This is a genomic window from Halorubrum trueperi, from assembly GCF_042662525.1.
GTDB lineage: Archaea > Halobacteriota > Halobacteria > Halobacteriales > Haloferacaceae > Halorubrum > Halorubrum trueperi.
The window spans coordinates 138,349-160,710 of the sequence record NZ_JBHSXI010000001.1 but is presented as its reverse complement, the minus strand read 5'-3'; the positions used below and the strand labels follow the sequence as shown (position 1 = coordinate 160,710).

Annotated in this window: 19 protein-coding genes and 1 tRNA gene; 10 read left to right on the top strand and 10 right to left on the bottom strand. The window is 65.0% G+C overall.

Annotation, left to right across the window (positions count from 1 at the left end):
- Positions 1-697: 697 nt before the first annotated feature.
- Positions 698-1,792 carry a tyrosine-type recombinase/integrase gene (locus ACFQEY_RS00790; protein ID WP_379763810.1) on the bottom strand — a complete coding sequence of 365 codons (1,095 nt, stop codon included), beginning with the start codon at positions 1,790-1,792 and terminating at the stop codon, positions 698-700.
- Between the two features lie 142 nt (positions 1,793-1,934).
- Between ACFQEY_RS00790 and ACFQEY_RS00785 the strand changes: the two genes are divergently transcribed.
- From ACFQEY_RS00785 to ACFQEY_RS00770, 4 genes are all read left to right on the top strand, one after another.
- Positions 1,935-2,018 (top strand) — tRNA-Ser (locus ACFQEY_RS00785).
- Between the two features lie 790 nt (positions 2,019-2,808).
- Positions 2,809-2,973, top strand: a complete 165-nt coding sequence (locus ACFQEY_RS00780; RefSeq protein WP_379763808.1) for a DUF7512 family protein — start codon at positions 2,809-2,811, stop codon at positions 2,971-2,973.
- On the top strand, positions 2,963-4,132 hold the full coding sequence (locus tag ACFQEY_RS00775; protein WP_379763806.1) for a sulfite exporter TauE/SafE family protein: 1,170 nt from the start codon (positions 2,963-2,965) through the stop codon (positions 4,130-4,132). The genes ACFQEY_RS00780 and ACFQEY_RS00775 overlap by 11 nt, the downstream gene beginning before the upstream one ends.
- Positions 4,133-4,179: 47 nt before the next feature.
- On the top strand, positions 4,180-4,563 hold the full coding sequence (locus ACFQEY_RS00770) for a DUF6276 family protein (protein WP_379763804.1): 384 nt from the start codon (positions 4,180-4,182) through the stop codon (positions 4,561-4,563).
- A gap of 31 nt (positions 4,564-4,594) precedes the next feature.
- On the opposite strand, the gene ACFQEY_RS00765 is transcribed toward ACFQEY_RS00770, so the two are convergent.
- Positions 4,595-5,050: a hypothetical protein gene (locus ACFQEY_RS00765; protein WP_379763803.1), complete on the bottom strand. Its 456-nt coding sequence runs from the start codon at positions 5,048-5,050 to the stop codon at positions 4,595-4,597.
- 167 nt (positions 5,051-5,217) lie between these two features.
- Here ACFQEY_RS00765 and cysS point away from each other — a divergent pair, with 167 nt between their 5' ends.
- The gene (gene cysS / locus ACFQEY_RS00760) at positions 5,218-6,693 is read left to right on the top strand and encodes a cysteine--tRNA ligase (RefSeq protein ID WP_379763801.1); all 1,476 of its coding nucleotides are present in this window, start codon (positions 5,218-5,220) and stop codon (positions 6,691-6,693) included.
- A gap of 572 nt (positions 6,694-7,265) precedes the next feature.
- Here the strand turns inward: cysS and pheA are convergent.
- The 3 genes from pheA to ACFQEY_RS00745 all read right to left on the bottom strand — a co-directional run bounded on the left by pheA (position 7,266) and on the right by ACFQEY_RS00745 (position 9,728).
- On the bottom strand, positions 7,266-8,072 hold the full coding sequence (pheA, locus tag ACFQEY_RS00755; RefSeq protein WP_379763798.1) for a prephenate dehydratase: 807 nt from the start codon (positions 8,070-8,072) through the stop codon (positions 7,266-7,268).
- A gap of 75 nt (positions 8,073-8,147) precedes the next feature.
- Positions 8,148-8,957, bottom strand: coding sequence for a hypothetical protein (locus ACFQEY_RS00750; RefSeq protein ID WP_379763796.1), 810 nt, complete (start codon positions 8,955-8,957; stop codon positions 8,148-8,150).
- 165 nt (positions 8,958-9,122) lie between these two features.
- Positions 9,123-9,728: a DUF7523 family protein gene (locus ACFQEY_RS00745; RefSeq protein ID WP_379763794.1), complete on the bottom strand. Its 606-nt coding sequence runs from the start codon at positions 9,726-9,728 to the stop codon at positions 9,123-9,125.
- A 105-nt stretch (positions 9,729-9,833) separates the two neighbouring features.
- On the opposite strand from ACFQEY_RS00745, the gene ACFQEY_RS00740 reads away from it, so the two are divergent.
- The 4 genes from ACFQEY_RS00740 (at position 9,834) to ACFQEY_RS00725 (ending at position 16,821) form a co-directional block, all read left to right on the top strand.
- Entirely contained in the window at positions 9,834-10,703 is an 870-nt protein-coding gene (locus tag ACFQEY_RS00740; protein WP_379763792.1) for a CbiX/SirB N-terminal domain-containing protein, read from the top strand.
- Between the two features lie 2 nt (positions 10,704-10,705).
- Positions 10,706-11,884: a DR2241 family protein gene (locus tag ACFQEY_RS00735; RefSeq protein ID WP_379763789.1), complete on the top strand. Its 1,179-nt coding sequence runs from the start codon at positions 10,706-10,708 to the stop codon at positions 11,882-11,884.
- 699 nt (positions 11,885-12,583) lie between these two features.
- A complete protein-coding gene (locus ACFQEY_RS00730; protein WP_379763787.1) occupies positions 12,584-15,178 on the top strand; it encodes a DNA topoisomerase I in 2,595 nt (864 codons plus the stop codon).
- A gap of 125 nt (positions 15,179-15,303) precedes the next feature.
- The gene (locus ACFQEY_RS00725) at positions 15,304-16,821 is read left to right on the top strand and encodes a PAS domain-containing protein (RefSeq protein WP_379763785.1); all 1,518 of its coding nucleotides are present in this window, start codon (positions 15,304-15,306) and stop codon (positions 16,819-16,821) included.
- Positions 16,822-16,892: 71 nt separating this feature from the next.
- Here the strand turns inward: ACFQEY_RS00725 and ACFQEY_RS00720 are convergent, their stop codons facing one another.
- From ACFQEY_RS00720 to ACFQEY_RS00700, 5 genes are all read right to left on the bottom strand, one after another.
- Complete coding sequence (locus ACFQEY_RS00720; RefSeq protein WP_379763782.1) at positions 16,893-17,261, bottom strand: DUF192 domain-containing protein; 369 nt, start codon at positions 17,259-17,261, stop codon at positions 16,893-16,895.
- Positions 17,262-17,357: 96 nt separating this feature from the next.
- Positions 17,358-17,612, bottom strand: a complete 255-nt coding sequence (locus ACFQEY_RS00715) for a glutaredoxin family protein (RefSeq protein WP_379763780.1) — start codon at positions 17,610-17,612, stop codon at positions 17,358-17,360.
- Positions 17,613-17,723: 111 nt separating this feature from the next.
- Positions 17,724-19,103: an NCS2 family permease gene (locus ACFQEY_RS00710; RefSeq protein WP_379763777.1), complete on the bottom strand. Its 1,380-nt coding sequence runs from the start codon at positions 19,101-19,103 to the stop codon at positions 17,724-17,726.
- Between the two features lie 135 nt (positions 19,104-19,238).
- Entirely contained in the window at positions 19,239-19,952 is a 714-nt protein-coding gene (locus ACFQEY_RS00705) for a phosphoribosyltransferase family protein (RefSeq protein ID WP_379763773.1), read from the bottom strand.
- 172 nt (positions 19,953-20,124) lie between these two features.
- Positions 20,125-20,583, bottom strand: a complete 459-nt coding sequence (locus tag ACFQEY_RS00700; protein WP_379763771.1) for a DUF7529 family protein — start codon at positions 20,581-20,583, stop codon at positions 20,125-20,127.
- A gap of 147 nt (positions 20,584-20,730) precedes the next feature.
- Here ACFQEY_RS00700 and ACFQEY_RS00695 point away from each other — a divergent pair, with 147 nt between their 5' ends.
- Positions 20,731-22,350, top strand: coding sequence for an ABC transporter substrate-binding protein (locus ACFQEY_RS00695; RefSeq protein WP_379763768.1), 1,620 nt, complete (start codon positions 20,731-20,733; stop codon positions 22,348-22,350).
- The last annotated feature ends 12 nt before the right edge of the window (positions 22,351-22,362 follow it).

Sequence of the window (22,362 nt, the reverse complement as noted above, 5' to 3'; positions counted from 1 at the left end):
AGTCTCATTTAAAATCGCCCGACGTGACGGTAATAACACATTAGGGGGTTGTTATGTGTTATATCCCGATATTCTCACGGTTCAGAGCTTCTAAGTACAGTATTCTATTTTAATTACTACTAGTCATTTTTCTGTTTTAGATTATAGATCGATAGGCTAGGGGGATTGTATCAGTCAATATCAAAGGATGCAGGATTTTGAGTTAGGGTGAAATAGGAGATATGGATAGCTGATAACACAATACTCCACGTTATCACGGGATAGACTATACCCTACCCTCAATTTTAGCTTACCGAGGGAGAAACCCAAATCTCCCCTTAAATATCGTCTTTTAACTTATTTGCCCCAAAAATCTGAAATATCAGAATCTAAAAATGAAATGAAGGGGTTAGAAAGTGAACATTTATTCAAAAATATTAAAGATAAATGGACAAACTTTTAAGTTAGTAGATGCTCTTATACGTAAGGGCAAATTCTTGTCCTTTCGTCCGTTTTGCGGGCGATAAAGAAAGCTCTTCATGCTTTCCGGTTCTAGTGATGATAGAGTCGGTTCAGATACCCTCCTTGGGGGATATACAAGGTAAGACGCTTTTCGCGTCTTTTTCTGTTTGTAGAAGGGTGATTCTACAGAACGTGCATTAGGTTCCGCCGTTCGTTTGAAACAAACCCTTTGCTAAAATAGATTAGATCGGAGAGACTAGCCCATACGCTCTAGAGCTTCCTGCCTCCGCTCTGTAGATACATTATCGTATTTCATCGTTGTTTCCTCTCTCAAGTGCCTAAGCTGCGATTGAGCGGCTGCTAGGCCTTCCTGTTGAGCCATATACGTCCCTGTAGAGTGTCGAATAGCATACCAGCTAAACTCTCTCTCAATACCTGCTATCTCGCGCAAATTGTCTAGCAAAACGCGGAGTGATTTTCCAGTATAGGGGTTCCTATGACGTGTTAACCAGAGACGATCTGAATCTTCATATTTGTCGTATATCCTCCTTTCCTCTAGCCATTGCTTGAGGTATTCTGTAGTGTCCGACCGAAGGCTTACTATCCAATTATCCTCGTTCTTGGAGGAATCCTTAGCTGGAATTCGTAAGGCGCAATTCTCTAAATCGACCCAACTCGGCTTTGCTCTTCCCACTTCGATCGGTCGCAATCCAGCATCAAGAGAGGCATATGAAATTGAAACATACTTGTAGCCATTCGCTTTCTTCCAATCTTCTTGCCCAATTTCGTTTGTTGGCTTCCCAAATCGGCGGGCTAATTCTCTCTTCCATTCTTTTCGTTTGTCGGGCGACAACGCGGCATATGCTGGAACACTACCATACTCTAATACTGCCTCTCTAAGCGCCTTTCGCTCCTTTTCAGAAACGAAATCCTTGGGTTGCTTTGCTCCCGAATTAGAAGGTACGGTAATATCAGGATCCCACTCGTTGTTGTTGAATCGGAAATAGGCTTTCAAAGCGAGCTTGGTGTTATGTAGATGGCTAGAAGAATATTCGTCAGATAGAATTAGCTCTCGGAGATAATTTTCTGCTTGGCTGTGAGTCAATTCCAGAGTAAACGAATTGTCTTCATCCCATACGTAACGATGGAATTTGCAAATACCATTCGAGTAGTTCTGATACGTATCCTTTGCATATCCCTGTAGCTTGTCGGGATCTTTCCCTTGGGTGGCTAACCACCTAATGAGCTTTTCACGGTGGCTCTTGTACGCAACAAGTTCCCGTTGATTTAGCCGCTCTTCTACAGGCTCATAGATTAGAACGATACTTTCAACCCGGTCGCGGTTAGACATTGCTATACCCCTTACAAGATCGGGATCGAGCCGTTTCAAGTCCGTTCAACTTAGGCGAAATGGAACAATTCCGTTTCATGCTTAATTTGGTCTTGAAGGCTCAAAACCGCAAGAGGGGACAAGGATCGCAAAGGATCCTAAGGGTGGGATGGCAGAGCGGCCCATTGCGCCTGCCTTGAAAGCAGGTAGCCTCACGGCTTCCTGGGTTCGAATCCCAGTCCCACCGTGAGCGCGCGGCGCACTTCGCGTCGTGCGCGTCTCGTGATGTGAATTCAAATCAGAAAGTGGGAGGTGTCGATTTTGGGAGTGGGGATCTCACTGCGTTGGGGTGATCGGTTATAAGAGAACGAGTGGCGTTGCTGGCGGCTGTATATATATCGTTGCTGGCGCGGTGGACTGTTTGAAATCTGGTGTTGATCGTTTATAAGTGGTTAACTGCGCGGTGAACACGTCCAAAGCCCCAGCCGCACCTCACTCCTCCCCAGCCTCGCGGCTCCCTGCGGTCGCCGCGTCCAGCGAGAATCGAAGATTCTCTGGCAGCCGGCGGCTTCGCCGCCGGCGACGCCACCACCACGTTCATTTATAAACAGTCGTCGCTACCACGCTCATCGCTTTTAAATTCCACGTCGCCGTCGGCGGTCTGCGATCCTTACTCCCGATATCTATCGCCGCTGATCCTGTACGTAGCGGTTCGCTCACTCGGTGAGACGGGCCCGAGAACTGTTCGCCGACCCCTCGCGTTCGGTCAGCGGTTGTAAGCGAGCGAGGCTCCCGTCGTGTACGATTTTTGCACGGCTGCCCGCGTCACGGCGAGCAAAATCGGCCGACGTGAACACGTGATGTCACTTCTGTCGCACAAAATGTACCCATAAGTTATGGATGGTCGGGGAGTGGTTACGCGGATATAGAATTGTGCAGTACAGACACAACTGTTATATTCTCGGATCGGGTACGGGGTACTGTGCAGAAATGTACGACACACGAACTACTGTTCGCGGCGATCGGTGTATAGACTGATGGGGGGACTCGAAGTGCCGACGTGGGACCCGGAGACGGCCATACTGATCGGCACGATCCTCTTCGAAGCGATCGTGCTCTACGTCGGATACGGGGGTCTCGAACGGCTCGTCGGCCCTCGTCTCATGAAACTGCTCGTCGGAGGCGGATCCGATGCTCGGTAGGCTGCTGGGAATCCTCGGCGGCTCTCCCGAGACGATGGCGCTTTTCGTCGGATTCGGACTGGTCGTCGGGCTCCTCTTCGGCTTCTTCGGCATGGGCGGCTCGTTCCTCGTGACGCCCGCGCTGTTGATGATGGGATACCCGGCAACCATCGCGGTCGGGAGCGGAATGGCGTTCGTCTTCGGAACGGCCGTGATCGCGACGCTCAAACACCACGACCTCGGTCAGGTCGATTACAAACTCGGGGCGATCATGATCGCGGGCACGACGATCGGTATCGAGGTCGGCCGCGCGAGCGTGTTCTACCTCGAAGCGCTCGGACTCGCCGGCGGGATCATCAGCGTGGTCTACGTGTTCCTCCTCGGTGGCATCGGGACGTTGATCACCCGAGAGGCTCTCGAAGACGGCGACGGCGACTGTAATGGCGACTGTAATGGCGACTGTAATGGCGACGGCGACTGTAATGGCGACGGCGACTGTAATGGCGACTGTAATGGCGACGGCGACGGTGACGGTGACTGTGACGGCGACGGTGGTGGCGTCGGTCACGACACCGCGGAAAGGGACCTCGATGAATACGAGATTCCGGAGATTGCGACGCGGATCCAAGAGACCGTCCGGATCCCGCCGATGGTCGCGCTCCGCGGCGACGTCCGCGTCTCGGTTTGGGTGATCACGGCCGTCGCGTTCTCGACCGGACTGCTCTCGGGCTTCCTCGGCGTCGGCGGCGGGTTCATCCGGATGCCCGCGATGATCTACGCGATCGGCGCTCCGACCCCGGTCGCCGTCGGGACCGACCTCTTCGAGATCGTGTTTTCCGGCGGCATCGGGAGCTACCTCTACGGCCAGAGCGGCGGCGTCGACCTCGGTATCGTCGCCCCGCTCCTGTTCGGGAGCGCGCTCGGGGCCCGCATCGGCTCCGCCGCGACCGCGGTCGTCGACTCCGACGACATCAAAGTGTACTTCGGCGGCATGCTGCTCGCCGGGGCCGTCGCGGTCGGTATCGGTGAGGTCGGGACTTACCTCGGAAACGATATCCTAGAGGCAGTCGGACTGTTCCTCGTCATCGGAGCCGCCGTCGTCGTGGCGGGAGCGATCGTCGTCACGACGCTGCGGTCGCTCCGTGCGACCCGTGGCCGCGTCACCGCGACCGCGGACTGAGTCGGGCGCACGACCACATTCATATCCCTTCCGACCCGCTCGTTCCTATGGCCTGTCCCCACTGTGACGCGACCGTCGTCGCGTTCGCGGTTCCGCCCGCGCTTCGCGAGCACGCACCGGCGGACGCGACCGCTATCTGCACGCGCTGTCTGCGAACGGTCGCGGCCGACGAGGCCGGAGCGACGCCGGGATCACCACCGGATCTGTCCGCCGTCGATTCCTCGTTCCCCGGCGGTGAGGCCGGGATAGCGCTGGCGCTCGTCTGCGGTCAGCTGGAGTCGCTCGCGCTCAACCGCGCCTCCGTCGAGGCGCTCGTCGAGCACGCGGAACGGGAGGGTGCGGACCCGCTCGCGTTCCTCGATCGACTCGACGCGTCGGCGGCCGCGTTCGATCTCGACCGGCGGCGGTCGACGCTGCTCGATATCCTGTGACCGCCGGTGTCATTGATATCCGCGGTATCGTTCAGGCGTCGACTCCGTCCGGATCGTTCCACTCGTCGTCTTTCGTCCTCTCCTCGCCGTCGCCCTCTCCGACGTCGTCACCGTCGCCCCCGACGACGTCGCCCTCGACGACATCGTCCCCGTCGCTGTCACAGTCCCCGTCGCCTTTGACGACGCCGTTCGCCTCGGTTCCCGCCGGGCCGAGTGCCCGCTCTCCCCGCCGAGATTCGTGGACCGCGAAACCGGCCGCGCGACCGTCGCCGCCGCCGGCGTACGGGTCTTCGGAGGGGTCGTAGTCCAGTTCGGAGCGCTCGAAGAGGTACGCGAAGAACCCGAACAGCGGGACGAAGAGGGCTATGGCGGCCCACTTTCGCCGGCTCATCCCGTGTCTCGGCGCGTCGACGTAGACGTAGGCCGCGAATCCGACGAGCCACGCGAGCGGGACGCCCACAAGGATGGCGGCCGCGAGGGGATCCATACCGACGCTTCGGGCTCGACGCCAAAAGCGCACGGGTCGGTGCCGGGTGTAGGAGCCGTCACGCTTCCTCACTCGTCGTCACGCGTCGGGCCGCCCGGCGGGGCGAGCGCGATCCGAACCGAACGGATCCGACGATTTAAAAGGATCTCCGCGGATACGGACCGCTAATGAGTCTCGTCGTTACCGACACCCTATCGGACGAGCGCGTCGAGTTCACCGCGGACGGCGACGTCACGCTGTACGTCTGCGGGCTGACGGTGTCGGACGACCCTCACCTCGGGCACGCCCGCCTGTGGTTCCACGCCGACGTCCTCCACCGCTGGCTGGCGCACCTCGGATACGACGTGCGCCACGTCGAGAACGTCACCGACGTCAACGAGAAGATCACGGCCAGGGTGGGCGAGCGCGACGCGTGGACCGAAGAGCGGGACGTGGCCGAGACGTTCACGGCGAGCACCTTCGACGCGATGCGCGGGCTGAATCTGTTGCGCGCGGAGGTGTACCCCCGTGTCACGGAGCACGTCCCGGAAATCGTCGACCTCGTGGCGACGCTCGTCGAGAAGGGGTACGCCTACGAGTCGAACGGCTCCGTCTACTTCGACGTCACCAGCTTCGACGACTACGGAACGCTCTCGAACCAGGACGTCGCGGAGCTGGAGGCGCAGGGCGAGCCGGACGAGCGGTCCGAAAAGCGACACCCTGCCGACTTCGCGCTCTGGAAAGCCGACGGCGTGAGCGAGACCGCCGCCCGCGAACACGCGAAACACGACCACGGCGACCGGACGCCCCCGGGCGAGACGTGGGACTCCCCGTGGAGCGAGGGCCGGCCGGGGTGGCACGTCGAGTGCTCGGCGATGTCGACGACGCACCTCGGCGACACCCTCGATATTCACATGGGCGGGCGGGACCTGGTCTTCCCGCACCACGAAAACGAGATAGCGCAGTCGGAGGCGGCGACCGGCGAGACGTTCGCCCGCCACTGGCTCCACGTCGGCCTGCTCGCGATGGACGGCGAGAAGATGTCCTCCTCGGTCGGTAACTTCTGGACGGTCCCGGACGCCCTCGACGAACTCGGCGTCAACGTCGTCCGGACCTTCTACGCGGGGGCCGCCTACCGCTCCGAGCAGGCGCTCACCGAGGAGACCATCGCGGAGGCCGAGGAGCGCTGGGACCGGCTCTCGCGCACCTACGACCGCGCCGTCGACGCCCTCGACTCAGTGGACGCTCGCGCGAAAGCGGCGGACGATGACCTCCGCGAATCGATCGAGACGGCCCGCGACGACTTCGCCGCGGCGATGAACGACGACCTCAACCTCCGGGAGGCGACCGCCGGACTGTTGGAGCTCACCGACGCGGTAAACCGGCACCTCGACTCCGACATCCCGTACGACTACCGCGGGCTCCGCGAGGCCGTCGAGGCGTTCGACGAGCTCGGCGGCGACGTGTTGGGCCTTCAGTTCGACTCGACGAGCGACGGCGATGTCGATCTGGCCGGCGAACTGGTCGAGCTGATTCTCGACGTGCGCGCGGCCGAGCGGGAGTCAGGAAACTACGAACGCGCCGACGAGCTCCGGGACGCGCTCAGCGAGGTCGGCGTCGAAATTGAAGACGGGCCGGACGGGGCGAGCTACCGGTTCGAGTAGCACACGTACTCGGGTATTGATAGAGAGATCGTGGGTACGGCGACGATTGTTGGTGACGGAGCCGCGCAGGTATCGATGATTGAATACTGTACGGTGAACATCCACAAAGCCCCAGCCGCTCGGCTATACCCGATTCGTATCGAACCGTCGGTGAACACCTCCAAAGCCCCAGTCGCGAGGGCGGCGCACGCTCGCTGTCGTTCGAAAATCGAAGATTTTCGTGATGACGAGAGAGCTTTGCCCTCTCGAACCACGCTCCTCACTCGGTCGCTCGTGCTCCTTCGCTGCGGTGTCGCCGGCGCTTCGCGTCGGCTTCAAGAGGGACCTCCGGTCCCTCCCTGCTTGTGTCGCCTCCGCCCGCCTCGCGGCTGCCCCTTTGAGTCCACCCCACCGCAACAGCCCCGTACCTCACGCCTCCCCAGCCTCGCCGCTTCGCGCCTTTAAAAGGTGCTCGCGGCGTCCCTCGCACGGGCTCCTCGCGGGCCAACGGCCCGCTCAGAGGCGTGCGCCACCGCTGGTATTTATCAATACTACGTCGTTGGCGATGGTCGTGACCGCCTTCGGGACGATCCCTACTCCAGCACGTGCTGGGTGTCGTACGAGCCGAGCACGCGGACCCACCCGTTGTCGGCGATCGCCTCGATGTCCGCGACGGCGGCCGCCATGTGCTCCTCGTAGAGCCCGGCGTCGACGTCGAAGTGGAACAGGTAATCGCCGAGACGCTCGCCGCTCGGGCGCGACTCGATGCGCGAGAGGTTGAGGTTGCGGTCGGCGAAGGCCTCCAGCAGTTCGAGGAGGAGACCGGGATAGTTCGCGTTCGGGTAGACGATGAGGGTCGTCTTTCCGCCGGCGTCCGAGCGCGCCGACTCGGGCGAGACGACGAGAAAGCGCGTCGCGTTGGAGGTGCGGTCCTGGATGTCCTCGGCGAGGATGTCGAGGTCGTCGCCGGCGTTGTCCGGGTGACCGATCCCGGCGATTCGGGCGTCTTCGCGAGCGCGCTCGACCCCGCGGGCGGTGGAGGCGACCGCTTCGAGCCCCGCGTTCGGATAGTGCTCCTCCAGCCAGTTTCGGCACTGCGCGAGCGCCTGCGAGTGGCTCGCCACGACCTCGAACTCGGGGCCCTGCGCGAGGAGCGCGTGGCGGATCGGGGTGACGACCTCTCGGGTGACGGAGACGTCGTGGTCGGCGAGCGCGTCGAGGCTCTCCGTGACCGACCCCTCGATGCTGTTCTCGATCGGGACGACTCCCCGCTCGAACTCGCCGGATTCGACGGCGTCGACGATGGCGGTGACCGACTCGCGGAACGACACCTCGGCGGCGACGGCCCGCGCCGCACGGTGTGAGTACGTGCCGGCGGGACCGAGCGTGACGGCGTTCATCGACTGCACGTATCAGACGACGTTAGAAAAACGTGCGGGTGGAACGGACACCACCGCGCCGGGTGGACGAGGGAGTCACGCGACGAACTCCGGCTCGACGAGCAGGTCCCGTTTGGCCCGCCGAACCTCGGGGCCCTCGGGAACCAGTCCGGGGATGACGGCGGGTCCGTCGAACCGGTCCGGATCCGGCCGCAGCGACCCGAGATATTCCGAAAACACCGGCCCGCGTCTACCGGTGATGTGGACGAACCCGCCGTACCGGCGGTCTTCCAGCGGGGTCGCGTCCGGATCCGGGAACGCGTCTCGGATGCAGTCGACGTTCTCGCGGATGTACTCGGCGGCCTCACGCTGTGAGTACTGACACTCCGCGTGGTATCGCTCCCGGTGGCGTCGAGTCAGGTCGGTGTCGTCGTGCTGGGTCGACTCGTACCGAACCGCGGCAGCAGTGACGTCGCCGACGGCGAAGCCCAGGTTAACGGTGAAACAGTCCGGATACCGGAGTATCGCCAAAAAGAAGATTTCGTCGTCGAGCGTGTAGCGCTCCTGCAGTCGGTAGTCGCACTCCTGATAGTACACCGCGAGCGCGCCGATCCAGTCGTCCCGATCGCCGCGGATGTACGCGTCTGCGACGGCGTGGTAATCGTCGCCGGCGAGCTGCTGGAGGCGGTGTTCGAAGCCGCGTCTCGTCTGGGTGTGTTCGTACTCGTACGCCTCGGTGAGCGGGACGTTGGGGTCGGCGAGCAGCTCGCTTTTGTGGACCCTGGCGTCGGCGATGCGCATCATGTGCCTGTGAAGCGTTCGCTCGTCTTCCTCGTTCGCGAGGGGGATCCGAACCGCCCGCTCATAGAGAACGTTCGCGCCGTCCTCCCAGCGATGTCGCCGCATATCCATCGAACACCTCTTAACAGATACTAGTTAATAAGGTGATCATTTACGGTGTGTGTCATAAATGTTGGCCGCAGTTCGCTCGCCGGCGGCGGTCCCACACCGACGATCCCGCGACGACGATCCCGCGCCGTCGACCGTCCGCCACCGTCGACGATCGGCGGGTCACTCCCCGCCGACGGGAACCGCCTCCAACGACGCCTCGACGACGCGAACCGCGGTCGCGCCGTCGCGCCGTCCGACGACCACGACGAGGGCGTCTCCGGCGACGCCGGCGGCCGACACCTCGACGTCGACGGCGGCGAGGCGACGAAGTGCGCCCGCGAGCGCCGCGGCGTCGACCTCGCCGGTCGCGAGGACCGCGGTGTCGCGTCCGCCGTCGGTGACGGCCGCGCCGCCGACGCTGACGAGCGGTCGGCTGTCGCCAGCGGCGGCTGCGTCGGCAGCGGCGTCTGCATCGCCAGCGGCGTCTGCATCGCCAGCGGCGTCGGCAGCGGCGTCGGCGCTCCCGTCGCGAGCCGCTTCGGCGTCGACGACCGCCACGCCGCTTCGCATCGACACGCTCGCGGCGCAATCGTCGGTCGCGTACGCGGGGAGCTCCTCGCGGAACCGGCGGAGTGCGGTCGCGATCGCGTCGCCGTCGCCATCGAGGTCGGCCTCGTCGGCGAGCCACGCGGCGGCGGCGCTGTGATTCACCAGTCCCGCGCGGAGCGCGTCGAGGACGAACGGGTGCTTCCGGACCGCCTCGCGCGTCTCGGCTGCCAGCGACATGGACGATCCTGCGCCGCGGGCGGACATGGCGATTTCGGTCCCGTCGCGTTCCCGCTCACTCGCAGCCTCCGAAGTCCCTAAGAGCGGCGCGCCCCCAGCACGGGTATGCAGTCGCTCGTCATCGTCGCACACGGCTCGCACCTCAATCCGGGGTCGAGCGCGCCGACGTACGATCACGCGGACACCATCCGCGCGACCGGGGCCTTCGACGAGGTGAAAACCGGCTTCTGGAAGGAGGAACCGCATTTCCGGGAGGTGCTCCGCACCGTCGAGGGCGACGAGATCTACGTCGTCCCGCTGTTCGTCTCCGAGGGGTACTTCACCGAACAGGTGATCCCCCGCGAGCTTCGCCTCGACGGCTGGGACGTCGCGGAGTGGGACTCCGACGGACTCTCCGCCGACCAAGCGACCCTCGTCGCCGAGGACATCGACCGCGAGGTTCACTACTGCGGCCCCGTCGGAACCCACCGCGCGATGACCGACGTGATCGTCCGTCGGGCGGAGTCGGTCACCGGCGATCCAGACGTGGGCGAGGGGTTCGGGCTGGCCGTCGTGGGCCACGGCACCGAGCGCAACGAGAACTCCGCGAAGGCGATCGAGTACCACGCCGACCGGATCCGCGATCGCGAGCGCTTCGACGAGGTGGAGGCGCTCTACATGGACGAGGACCCCGAAGTCGACGACCTCCCCGACTTCTTCGAGAGCGACGACGTCGTCCTCGTCCCGCTGTTCATCGCCGACGGCTACCACACCCAGGAGGACATCCCGGAGGACGTGGGGCTCTGTGAGGACCACACCGAGGGGTACGACGTGCCGACCGCTGTCGACGGCACGCGGATCTGGTACGCTGGCGCGGTCGGCACGGAGCCGCTGATGGCCGACGTGATACTAGAGCGCGCGGCCGACGCCGGGGCCGATCTCGGGACCGCGCTCGACGACGTGCGCGAGACGACCCGCGTCGCCACGGGGGACTGATCGTGGCGGACCCGACGCTCGACGCGGCGGCCGAGACGGGAGACGGCGAGCCCGAAGTCCCAGACGTCGACCTCCCGAGTGACGCCTTCGACGCCGTGCTCGACGCCCTCGCCGACCGCGCCCCCAGCGAATCCCTCCGGTTTGAGGGATTCACCGTCGCGCGCGACGACGAGGGAGAGTACGTCCTCGCCAACGGCGACCACCGGGCCGGACTCTCCGAGCGTGACCTCCGCGAGGCGCTCGCCGACCGCGCCGCGGCGGTCACCGACTGGTACGTCTTCGAGTGCGTCGTCGGCGAGTTCGGCCCGCGTCGCGCGTTCCTGCGCTGGATAGAGGACGCGGACGGCGCGACCGTGGCGGCGCGGTACGCCGCCCTCGCCGAAGGGATCGAACGCGCGTGGGGGGAGTTGCAGATCACCGCCACGCTCACCGACCGCGGGGAGCGCCGATACGACGTGCGCCACGCCGACGACGCGGACGTCCCGAGCGAGGAGCTCGACGCGTACGACGACCCCCTCGACGCTCGCGATCTGGTGACGCTCGACGAGACGGGACGGTACCGGCCCCTCAAGACCGCACCGTCGCTCGCGGGCGGGTGGGTCTTCCCGGATCTGGGGCCGCGGGACGCCTACGAGCTGGTGGAGACTATCTACCCCGCGACGGTCGCGAACTGGTACCGAGAGCGCGAGGGCGAACTCGACGTGACGCACTGGCGCGAGACGATGGCGCGGCAGTCGGGCATCTACGGCGTGATCCAGACGTGGGACCGCGGCGGGGGCCACGAGCACGTCGACTGGGTCGCCGAGGCGTGCTGTGACGACTCGCAGTGTCTCAAACGTCGGGAGTGGCAGTACGACGACGACACCGATCTCGACGTCGACGGTGGCGACGGCGTCTTCCCCTGCCGCGAGCCCTGCTCGGTCGTCGTGAGCGCCGCCCGCAAGTGGACCCGCCTCGAGAGCGAGCACCCCCGAACGTACGAGTTCGAGCTGACGCCGAGCGAGAAGGAGCAGGTCGAAGAGATCATCGACGCGGTCGCCGACGGGCGGATCGACGACATCCGCGAGGCTGACACGAAGGACGGCGCGAACCGCTATCGCGCCCGATTTTTGCGCGCCAAGCTGTTCGACGACGAGGGGAACCTCGGCGGCGTGCCGACCGATCCTGACGAAAAATCGTAGAGCGGGGCGCGACACGTCACACCGCCCCCCGAGTTTTCGGAGCTGTTTATAAGGAATCACGAGCGGAGCGGAGACTGTTTATGTATCGTCGGCGGTGCGGTGGCGTGCCTCCGAGCGCCCGAAGGGCGCGAGGAGTCCGCGAGATCGCCGGATTACGTCCGGCTGTCACCGGGCGAAGCCCGGTTGCCCGAGGGACTGTGTCCCTCGCTGCCAGAGAATCTTCGATTCTCGCTGGACGCGGCGACCGGAGGGAGCCGCGAGGCTGGAGAGGTGTGAGGTGCGGGGCTGTGCTGTCCCGCGAGTGAAACGAGCGGGAGTACGGAAGTCGCAGCGCCGAGCGGAGCGAGGCGACCAAGGCGAGACCGAAGGCCTCACTTGCTCACGCGGTGAAACCGCGTGACCGTCTTCCGGTGGTACGGGGTGGGCTTTGGAGGAGTTCACATCCAGGGCAATAATATATAAACGGATAGCCAGATCGATGGCGATCGCACTGACCGACTTTACGGAAGATTCGAGGGGAAAGCCTCGTGCTTCAGCGCGGAGAGGATGTCACGAAGGAACGTTCTGATGACCGCCTGTCCGGACGCTGTGGTCCTGAGTCTTGGAGCGTCTTTACGCGCGTGTGTTCGCACGTCCGCCCGCGCAAGTTTAAGCAGTATCACGAAACGTTTAGACCGAGGACCGGCCTATCTCGGAGTAATGAGTCGCGGCCCCGAACTGATAATCACGGAAAAGGACAACGCGGCGCGCCGCATCGCCGACATCCTGAGCGGCGAGTCCGCGACGGCGGAGCGGCAGAACGACGTCAACGTGTACAAGTGGGGCGGCAAGCGCTGTATCGGCCTCTCCGGCCACGTGGTCGGCGTCGACTTCCCCGCCGAGTACAACGACTGGCGCGACGTGGAGCCCGTCGAGCTGATCGACGCCCCGACGACGAAGCAGCCGACCCAAGAAGGGATCGTCGCCGCGCTTCGGAAACTCGCGCGAAACGCCTCTCGCGTCGTCATCGCAACCGACTACGACCGCGAGGGCGAGTTGATCGGGAAGGAGGCGTACGAGCTGGTCCGCGAGGTCAACGAGGACGCGCCGATCGACCGGGTTCGATTCTCCTCGATCACCGACAACGAGGTGCAAGAGGCGTTCGCGAACCCCGACGAGCTGGACTTCGATCTGGCCGCGGCCGGCGAGGCCCGCCAGGTGATCGACCTCACATGGGGCGCGGCGCTCACCCGCTTTCTCTCCCTGTCGGCACGCCAGCTCGGCGACGACTTCATCTCGGTGGGACGGGTGCAGGGACCGACGCTCAAGCTGATCGTCGACCGCGAGCGCGAGATCCAGGCGTTCGACCCCGAGGCGTACTGGGAGCTGTACGGGAACCTGACGAAGACCGGCGGCGACCCCTTCGAAGCGCGGTACTTCTACCTGAACGACGAGGGCAACGAGGCCGAGCGCGTCTGGGACGGCGACGTCGCGGAGGTGCTCACCGAGGCGCTCGACGCGGCAGAGGCGGCCGTCGTCGACGACGTGCGTCGCCGGACGCAGACGGACGAGCCGCCGACCCCGTTCAACACCACCGCGTTCATCCGCGCGGCTGGCTCGCTCGGCTACTCCGCCCAGCGCGCCATGTCGCTCGCGGAGGACCTGTACACCGCCGGCTACCTGACGTATCCCCGGACGGACAACACGGTGTACCCCGAGGATCTGGATCCGCGGGAGCTGATCGAGGAGCTCCAGGCCGCTTCGACCTTCGGGAAAGACGCCGCGAGCCTGCTGGAGCAGGAGGAGATCGAGCCCACCGAGGGCGACGAGGAGACGACCGACCACCCGCCGATCCACCCGACCGGCGAGCTGCCCTCCGCCTCGGACCTCTCCGAGGACGAGTGGGAGGTGTACGAGCTCGTCGTCCGCCGCTTCCTCGCGACCTGCGCCGAGCCCGCGACGTGGGAGCGCCTCCGCGTCGTCGCGCTCGCGAACGGCGAGGCGACGGCGATCGCCGAGCGCGCGGACGGGCTCGCCGCACTTCGGAACTCCGAGTCTGCCGACGGCCCGGCGGACCTCGTCGCCGACGGCGGCCTCCGCCTGAAGGCGAACGGGAAGCGGCTGTTGGAGGCGGGCTACCACGACGTCTACCCGTACCGTTCCAGCGACGAGCGGATCGTCCCCGACGTCGAGGTCGGCGAGACGCTCGCGCTCGACGACCGCCGCACGGACGCGAAGGAGACCCAGCCGCCCCGGCGGTACGGTCAGTCTCGGCTCATCGAGGAGATGGAAAAGCGCGGCGTCGGTACGAAGGCGACCCGTCACCGCACCCTAGAGAAGCTGTACGACCGCAACTACATCGAGAGCGACCCGCCGCGACCGACTCGACTCGCGGAGGCGGTCGTCGAGGCCGCCGAGGAGTTCGCCGAGCACGTCGTCAGCGAGGAGATGACCGCCCAACTGGAGCGCGACATGCAGGCGATCGCGGCCGGCGAGAAGGACTACGACGAGGTGACCGCGGAGTCGCGCGCGCTGCTCGAGCGCGTGTTCGACGACCTCACCGAGTCGCGCGAGGCGGTCGGCGACCATCTCCAGAAGTCGCTGAAGGCGGACAAGACGCTCGGCCCCTGTCCCGACTGCGGCGCGGACCTTCTCGTCAGAAAGTCCCGACAGGGGTCGTACTTCGTCGGCTGCGACGGTTACCCCGACTGCGAGTACACGCTGCCGCTCCCCTCCACCGGAAAGCCGCTCCTCCTCGACGAGACCTGCGAGGACCACGACCTCCGACACGTGAAGATGCTCGCGGGCCGGAAGACGTTCGTCCACGGCTGCCCGCAGTGTAAGGCCGACGAGGCCGACGAGCAGGAGGATGAGGTGATCGGCGGTTGTCCCGACTGTGGGACGGATCAAGGAGGAGAATTAGCCATCAAACGGCTCCGCTCCGGCTCCCGGCTCGTCGGCTGTACGCGCTACCCCGACTGCGACTACTCGCTGCCGCTCCCCCGACGCGGCGAGATCGAGGTGACCGACGAGGTCTGCGAGGAGCACGACCTCCCGCACCTCCGCGTCCACTCCGGCGACGAGCCGTGGGAGCTCGGCTGTCCGATCTGCAACTACCGGGAGTTCACGGCCCGGGAGGAGGGATCGGAGCTGCAGGCCGTCGAGGGGATCGGCGAGAAGACTGCGGCGAAGCTGCAGGACGCGGGCGTCGCCGGCGTCGACGAACTCAAGTCGGCCGATCCCGACGAGTTGGCGGCCGACGTCGACGGCGTGGGGCCCGACACCGTTCGTGACTGGCAGGCGAAGGCGGATTGACGGAGGAGCCGAGAGAACAACACCGCAAGGACGGCGAGGACGGCGAGGACGGCGAGAATCGCGGGGGTGGTCCGGATACCCGAGCGTTGGGATAATAACCCCGGCATCCGTCGGTTGGCTTACGGATGGGTCGCGATCACGGCGAGGACCGATCAGAGGACGGGGATCGCCCGTTCGAAGACGGCTCGGTGGGTCCACAGGACACGAACTCCCTGGGCGGAGATCTGCCGCCGCCGGCGATTCGGTCGTTCGTGGAGTCGATCCCGACGCCGACGCTCGTCTGCGACCCCGAGACGCGGGCGATCCGAGCGGTGAACGATCCCGCCGCGGATCTGCTCGACCGGGACCCGTCGGCTCTGACGCTGCTCTGTCTGACCGATCTCCGACGCGCGGCGACGACGGCGAGCGGCGACCCGATCGGCGCGGCCGTCGCCAACGCCCCCGACGCCGACGAAACCGTCTCGTTCGAGTGGGATATCGACGCCACCGGCGGCGTCGGTTCGCCTGCCGCGGGGCGACGGATCGAACTGTCGCTCCGCGAGGCGACGATCGACGGGGAGGAGTGGCTGATCGTCGGCCTGGCCGACGTCACCGACAGAGTCCGGACCGAGGAGCGACTCCGGTCGCAGCTTCGCGTCACCGACGCGATCGCCTCGACGATCCCCGCAGCGCTGTTCGAATGCACCGCCAACGGAACCCTCGCACGATGGAACGAACGGTTCGCGGCGGAGGTCGGATACGACGGTTCGGAGCTTTCCGGCTCCGCCCTCCCGTCGCTGTTCGACGAGCCGGACGGCGGGGCCGTCGCCGAGGCGCTCCGGAGCGTGTACGCCGACGGCGCGGTCGTGGAGCGCGACGCGACGCTTTTCACCCGCGCTGGCGAGCGCGTCCCGTACCGGCTCACGATCGGACCGATCACCGACGGCGACGAGGTCGTCGGCGCGATCGGGGTCGGCGAGGACGTGACGGCGGTCTCGCTCCGCGAGGAACGGCTCGCCGTGCTGACGCGCGTCCTCAGACACAACTTTCGGAACGATCTCAACGTGGTGACCGGATTCACGGAGCGGGCGATCGACGCGGTCGACGATCCGGAGCTCGTCAGCGAGCTCGAGCGCGTCGTCGACACCGCCGATCGGCTGCTACGGGTCGGCGAGATGTCGAGGCGGGTCGAGCGACTGCTCGCGGACCGGCCGACTCCGGAACCGCTCGATCTGGAGGCGGCCGTCCGTGAGGCGATCGCCTCGCTCCCGGCGGAACTCCGCGACCGCGCCGACATCGAAGTCGACGTTCCCTCCGGGGTCACCGTGTCAGCGATCGGCTACCTCGCCGAGGCGATCGCGGAGCTCGTCGACAACGCGATCCGCCACAACGACGCGGACCGCCCGCAGGTCAGGATCGCCGCCGCCGAACTCCCGAGCGAGGCGTGGGCGTCGGTGGTCGTCGCCGACGACGGCCCCGGGATTCCGCCCGCCGAGCAGTCGGTGCTCACCGGCGAGGAGACGCCGCTGGAGCATGCGAGCGCCCTCGGCCTGTGGTACGTCAACTGGATCGTCGGTGCCGGCGGCGGGTCGTTCGACATCGCCGAGAGCAAGGCGGGCGGGAGTCGAGTCGAGATCGAGCTCCGGACGCCAGACGGGGAGTGAGCGATGACGGGGGGTTCGACGGACGGTGTCCCGGAACTCGACGGACGATATCCCGGAACTCGACCGTCGAGTCACTCCGCGATCCGGATCTCGTCGCCGACCGTGACCGAGTCAGCCGCGCCCGCGGGCAGTTCGATCACCGTATCGGCGCGGGCGCGGCCGATGCCGACGAACGGCGCGAGTCGCCGTTTCTCCGTGACCTCGTCGTCCACGAGCCACAGCGCGTCGATCGCGAAGGGGACGAACAGCATGTGGAGCCACTGCGTGTCCGCCGCTTCGAACGGGAACACGAGCGCGTAGTCGTCGGGGATCGAGCGGCGGAACATCAGGCCGCGGCCCTGTTCGAACGTCGAGCGCGCGACGTCGACGTCGCTCGCGATGACCGTCTCTTCGGAGTCGTCTGACCGACCGTGGCGGTGGACGATTCGCACGCTCGCCACGTCGACGCGGTCGAATAAATAGCCTCGCGATCGACCGGACGGTCGACGCCTCGGGGCCGGCGTCGTCGGTTCGGTGTTCTCCGTCTCGAGGCCGGGTCAGTTCGCGTCGCCGTACGTCTCGTCGAGGTACTCGACGATGTCGTCGCTCTCGGGCATGCCCTCGATCCCGTGCTCCTCGTCGACGAGGACCGGCACGCCGGTCTGGCCGCTGACCGCCTCGACCTCGGTGCGCTCGCCGTGCGAGCGCGGGACCATCACGGAGTCGTACTCTAAGCCGAGGTCCGCGAGCTTGGTCTTCACCTTCGCGCAGTACGGACAGCCCTCCAGTTCGTAGAGCGTCAGGTTCGTCATCACGATCACATAGGACACAGACGCGTAAAGAAGTACGGTGGTCGGTGCGCGCGGCGCGCTCGGTCGAACGCGACGATTCGCGGGTGAGCGGCGAGCGCCTGCGACGCCCGCCTAGAGGATGACGCCGCCCGTCTGGAGGGCGTAGTACGCGACCAGCACGACCGCGAGCACCCACTGGCCGAGGCGCACGTCGGAGCCCTCACCCATGGCGGCTTTCACCAGCGGGAAGGCGACGATCCCGGCGGCGAGGCCGTCGGCGATCGAGTACGCGAACGGCATGATCGTGATCGTCAGCGCCGCGGAGATGGTCCACGCCGGGTGCGACCAGTCGATATCCGTGACGCCCTGGAACATCATCACGCCGACCACGACGACCGCGATGAACGAGGCGTACGCGGGGATCGCGGCCACGAGGGGGACCGCGATGAGCGACGCGAGGAACAGGACGGCGACGACGAGAGCGGTGAGGCCGGTCCGGCCACCCTCCTCGACGCCCGTGGACGACTCGATGAACGTCGTCACCGTCGAGGTGCCGAGCATCGCGCCGACGGTCGTCCCGATCGCGTCCGCCATCAGGGGCTTTTCGGCCTCGGGGAGGTCCCCGTCCTCGTCGAGGAAGTCGCCGTACTGCCCGACGCCGATGAGCGTGCCGGCGGTGTCGAAGAAGTCGACGAAGAAGAACGTGAACACGATGAACGTGAACGTCACGGGATCGATACCGGACAGCCCGTCCACGAACGCGCCCGCGAGCGGCGTGATGTCGTACTGCGCGGCGGGAAGTGTCTCGGGAGTGACCGTTCCGCGCTCGAATACCCCGCCGAGCGTGAGCGCCCATCCGGTGATCGCGGTGGCGAGGATACCGACGATTATCGAGGCGGTTACGCCGCGGGCCCACAACAGCAGCGTCACCGCGACCCCGACGACGCCGAGGATCGACCAGGGGTCGGAGGCGATCGCCCCGAGCTGAACGAGCGTCTCGGGCTCGTCGACGATCACACGCATCTCCTGCAGCCCGATGAACAGTAGGAACGCGCCGATACCGGCCCCGACCGCGTACTTGACCGGCTCCGGGAACAGCTCGATGATGTACCGGCGCGCCCCGACGGCCGTCAGGATCATGAATATCACGCCCTCGACGAACACCGCGGCGAGCGCGGTCTCCCACCGGACCCCGAGGATGTCGACCACCGACACCGCGAAGAAGACGTTCAGTCCCATTCCCGGAGCCAGCGCGAACGGTCGGTTGGCGTAGACGGCCATCACGAGCGTCGCGATCGCCGATGCGATGATCGTCGCGATCGCGATCATCTGGACCACCTGCATGTACTCGTACCCGGAGATCTCGATCGCGTCGGCCAAGATGAACGGGTTCACGACGATGATGTACGACATCGCGAGGAACGTCGTGAGCCCCGCGATCAGTTCCGTACGGACGTCGGAACCGTGCTCCTCCACGTCGAATCGCGTCGACAGCGTGTCTGTAAGCCCCATTGAACAGGTACGAATTCCTACGGATCGGGTTATAAGTGTTTCTGAAGTTTTCGGTCTAGAGTACACGTGTGTAAACAAATAATCCGGATTAACAGCCGATACGAAACGGAACGTGCGAGAACGTGCGTACCCGGGTTACTCGAACGTCGTCAGCGTGCCGACCGGCGCGTCCGTGATCTCCCGCGCGCGCTCCATCCCCTCGTCACCGACCGAGATGAGCGTGAACACGCCGGTGACGTTCGCGTCGGCCTGTAAGGCGATGTCCAGGAGGAGCTCTTGGGTTTCGCCCGAGCGGATGAGGTCGTCGACGACGAGGACGGTGTCACCGGCGTCGATCGCGCTGGCGGGAAGGTAGTAGGTCAGTTCGATCCCGGAGGCGAGCCGCTGGCGCGATTCGATGAACTCCTCGACGGCCGTCTCCTTTGATTTCTTGGCGTACGCGAGCCGCGCGTCGAAAAACGAGGCCATCGCCGCGCCGAGTGTGATCCCGTCGGTGGCGGCGGTGAGGACAACGTCTGGCGATTCGAACTCGAACGTCTCCGCGGCGACGGGCGCGACGAGATCGAGGAACGACTGGTCGAACACGACGCCGGAGTTGTCGACGTACCCCTCGTCGTCGAACTCGACGCGGGCGATCAGCTCGTCGGCGAGCGCGTCGCGGCCGACCGCCTCGACGACCTCGCTCGCGCGATTGGCACCGGGTAGCACGTGCCCGTTGACGTACCGGTTCAGGTCGCCGGCCGGGAGATCGGTCACGTCCGACAACTCTTCGTACGTTCGCGTCTCCTTTAACATCCGCAACACGGCGACAGCCTGCAGCTGGAGGGCCGCCTTCTCTGCTCGGTTCATGCCGATGATCGTGATCGCACAAGCATGAATATGTCGAAGTGCCTTCCGCGATGAAATAACCATGTACGTGGTTCACACGGTCTCCTCCGGATTGGGGCAACAGGCCGCGGAACGCGCCGAGCGCCGCCGGAAATGCGCCGCAGTACGCCGCCGATCGGAACCGGTCGTCCCCTCAAGCACTCGTCGTCGCGTCGAAGAAGACGTCGGGATCGGTTACCTCGATCTCGACGACATCCCGGTCGTCGAGGGGTCGGAGTCGAAGCGCGAGCGTCCCTTCCGTATCGGCAGCGGTGCGGAGCGTGTCGAACTCGGCAGTTCCGAGGTACGTCGGGACACAGACGGCGATCTCCCCGTTTCCGTCCTCCGCGACGACGAGTCGGTATTCGACGCCGTCGATCGCGGCGGCGTACACTCGAACGGCGTCGATCGCGGCGTCTCCGACGACCTCGTTCGCCTCGTTGAACTCCGGACCGGGTAACAGCACGTCGATCCGCGCCGCGTCGGGGACCGGATTCACGTCGCCCGGATGGACGGCGATCGCGGTCCACTCCCGATCACGATACTCGGTCGCCGTCGCGTCGCTATCGGCGACCACGTCACCCCAGCGCTCGCCCGGATCGACTCGTCGCATGGACTGGGGAAGCCGCCCGTCTCGTAAATAGCTGTTCAGTCATCGTGATAGCTGGTCAGTCATCGTGACAGAAGATCAGGTGGTGTGGCGGCCGAGACGCCCGTCTACGTCGTTAAGTTCATAACGCTCCCTCGTTTGGTCTAGCCTATGAGTCCTGATAACGGCAATCATGTCAACAGGCGGACGATGCTCACGTACGCCGGAACCGCGGCCGCGGTCGGCCTCGCCGGCTGTTCCGGGAACGGCGGCGACGGCGGCGACGGCGACGATGGAAGCGACGGCAGCGACGGCGGCGATGGAAGCGACGGCGGCGACGGCGGCGACGATCCATTCGAGATCGGCGTCACCATGGGGCAGATGGACTCCGGGCTCGATCCGCAGGACCACGCGGAGACGAACACGGAGATCATCGTCGGTCAGGTGTACGAAGGACTGATGGACCGCGACAAGGAGGGTGGCATCATCGAGGGCCTCGCCACAGACTGGGAACGCACCGACGACGGCAACGTGCTGTTCACGCTCCGCGACGACGTCTCGTTCCACAACGGCGACGCGCTGACCGCCGAGGACGTGGCCTACAGCATCCGCCGGATCGTCTTCGAGGACGTCGGTATCGTCAGCCCGCAGGCGAACGACCTCGGCGTCATCGACGAGGTCATCGCGGGCGACGGGGAGGTGACCGTCGACTTCGAGGGGTACAACCCGATCGCGTTCCAGCTGTTCGCGACGAACGGCGAGATCATGCAGCAGTCGTGGGTCGAGGAGAACGACGGCGACTACATCAACCAGAACACCAACGGGACCGGCCCGTTCGTCGTCACCGAATACGACTCCGGAAACCAGGTCGTCTACGAGCCGAACGACGACTACTGGGGCGGCGACGTCGACGTCGATCAGCTCACGATGGGGGCCTCCAGCGAGTCGAGCACGCGGGTGAATCGACTGCTCGCGGAGGAGACTGACATCGTGACGAACGTGCCGCCACAGGAGGTCTCCCGCGTCGAGGACTCCGATGTCGCCGGGATCAGCTCCGTCGCGAGCGCGCGGATCATCTTCCTCCAGATGCGGTATGACGTCGAGCCGTTCTCGAGCCAGCAGTTCCGGCAGGGGCTCAACCACGCCGTCGACGTCGAGAGCATCATCGAGAACGTCCTGAACGGGTTCGGGACGATCACCGGCCAGCCGACGCTCGACGGACACGTCGGCTACAACCCGGACATCGATCCGTATCCGTACGACCCCGACGAGGCCGAACGCCTCGTCGAGGAGTCCGGATTCGCCGGCGCGGAGATCACCCTGGAAACGCCTATCGGGCGCTACCTCGGCGACGTGGAGATCGCACAGGCGGCGGCGAATCAGATCGATTCGCTGTCGAACGTCTCCTGTGAGCTCGAACAGCGGGAATTCTCCTCGCTCGTGCAGGACGTGACCGCCCCGGACATCGAGGATCGTCCGCACTTCAACCTTCTCGGCTGGGGGAACGCCGAGTTCGACGGCAGCCAGACGCTCACGCCCCTGCTCTCCTCCGACGGTGCGCTGACCGTCCTCGAGAACGAGGAGCTCGACGGACTGCTCTCCGACGCGGAGAACACCGAAGACTCCGACGAACGGGTCGAGATTCTCCAGGAGGCGAACCAGCTCGCCCACGACCTCGCGCCGTGGGTGTTCCTCCACCAGCAGTTCAGCGTTTACGGCGTGTCGAACGCCATCTCGTGGGAGCCGCGGAGCGACGAGTTCATCGATCCCGACACGGCCACGAGACAGTAACGCGAACCGAGC

Bases quoted from the DNA above. Each gene is read 5' to 3' on its own strand.
- ACFQEY_RS00740 (WP_379763792.1), top strand. From the start codon at position 9,834: ATGCAGTCGCTCGTCATCGTCGCACACGGCTCGCACCTCAATCCGGGG.
- ACFQEY_RS00775 (WP_379763806.1), top strand. From the start codon at position 2,963: ATGCTCGGTAGGCTGCTGGGAATCCTCGGCGGCTCTCCCGAGACGATG.
- ACFQEY_RS00700 (WP_379763771.1), bottom strand. From the start codon at position 20,583: ATGCGACGAGTCGATCCGGGCGAGCGCTGGGGTGACGTGGTCGCCGAT.
- pheA (WP_379763798.1), bottom strand. From the start codon at position 8,072: ATGAACGCCGTCACGCTCGGTCCCGCCGGCACGTACTCACACCGTGCG.
- ACFQEY_RS00695 (WP_379763768.1), top strand. From the start codon at position 20,731: ATGAGTCCTGATAACGGCAATCATGTCAACAGGCGGACGATGCTCACG.
- ACFQEY_RS00770 (WP_379763804.1), top strand. From the start codon at position 4,180: ATGGCCTGTCCCCACTGTGACGCGACCGTCGTCGCGTTCGCGGTTCCG.
- ACFQEY_RS00705 (WP_379763773.1), bottom strand. From the start codon at position 19,952: ATGAACCGAGCAGAGAAGGCGGCCCTCCAGCTGCAGGCTGTCGCCGTG.
- ACFQEY_RS00765 (WP_379763803.1), bottom strand. From the start codon at position 5,050: ATGGATCCCCTCGCGGCCGCCATCCTTGTGGGCGTCCCGCTCGCGTGG.
- ACFQEY_RS00710 (WP_379763777.1), bottom strand. From the start codon at position 19,103: ATGGGGCTTACAGACACGCTGTCGACGCGATTCGACGTGGAGGAGCAC.
- ACFQEY_RS00780 (WP_379763808.1), top strand. From the start codon at position 2,809: ATGGGGGGACTCGAAGTGCCGACGTGGGACCCGGAGACGGCCATACTG.
- ACFQEY_RS00730 (WP_379763787.1), top strand. From the start codon at position 12,584: ATGAGTCGCGGCCCCGAACTGATAATCACGGAAAAGGACAACGCGGCG.
- cysS (WP_379763801.1), top strand. From the start codon at position 5,218: ATGAGTCTCGTCGTTACCGACACCCTATCGGACGAGCGCGTCGAGTTC.
- ACFQEY_RS00715 (WP_379763780.1), bottom strand. From the start codon at position 17,612: ATGACGAACCTGACGCTCTACGAACTGGAGGGCTGTCCGTACTGCGCG.
- ACFQEY_RS00790 (WP_379763810.1), bottom strand. From the start codon at position 1,792: ATGTCTAACCGCGACCGGGTTGAAAGTATCGTTCTAATCTATGAGCCT.
- ACFQEY_RS00745 (WP_379763794.1), bottom strand. From the start codon at position 9,728: ATGTCGCTGGCAGCCGAGACGCGCGAGGCGGTCCGGAAGCACCCGTTC.
- ACFQEY_RS00725 (WP_379763785.1), top strand. From the start codon at position 15,304: ATGGGTCGCGATCACGGCGAGGACCGATCAGAGGACGGGGATCGCCCG.
- ACFQEY_RS00750 (WP_379763796.1), bottom strand. From the start codon at position 8,957: ATGCGGCGACATCGCTGGGAGGACGGCGCGAACGTTCTCTATGAGCGG.